Raw genomic sequence first — 678 nt, 5'->3', positions numbered from 1 at the left:
TTGTATCAAAACCACATAAATGACCGACATCACTCGCTCGCTGGACTCATCACTCATACTCCGCACCCAAGACTAAATCATTAACTTCCCTGTAAATAAGTCATCCGTTAGACCATCAAGAAATTAAACCTTAGTTTTTATAATCAAACTCGCTTCTTAATACTTTTCCTCATCCCTGCTTAGCAAGTACCAGCTTTTTCCTAAACAGCAAAACTTAGCCAAAGGTCTAAATTTCATTCTTATTTCCACTTACCTAAACAACACGAATTTTTAAACTTACCTTCGAATTTATGCGTTACAGAAATTCAGAAACATTCATAGAAATGTCTCTGCTCATCAATTAAAACGTTCGCGACACGGCTATTGGGCAATCACCCCAATGGCGGTAGCGTGCTAGAAGGGAAACTAGGTCATGAAACACAAAGGACTAATTCGTTCTTATGAGATGGAGTTCGCTTTTTTATATCGCATCTCAGATCTTGCTGTCATTGTCACCTTTATGCTGCTCCTAGTATTGAAAGACACAAATACCTCGATGGATAAGGACTACGTCATCTTGTCCTTCGTCGGGGGTATTTCATTTTTGTTTATGGCGGAGAGCGGCAACCTATATCGCTCATGGCGGACAAGCTCGTTTAGAGAGCAAATGTTCATTGTTTGCATATCGTGGTTAATGAC

1 pseudogene is annotated in these 678 nt (G+C 39.8%); it reads left to right on the top strand.

The features are described from left to right. Positions 1 to 412 precede the first annotated feature (412 nt). Positions 413 to 678 (top strand): annotated as a pseudogene (locus R7044_RS25690) (undecaprenyl-phosphate glucose phosphotransferase); the annotation flags it as partial.

The organism is Vibrio sp. 1402, from assembly GCF_033340275.1.
The sequence above is the reverse complement of the archived record's forward strand: the minus strand, read 5'-3'. Positions and strand labels throughout refer to the sequence as shown.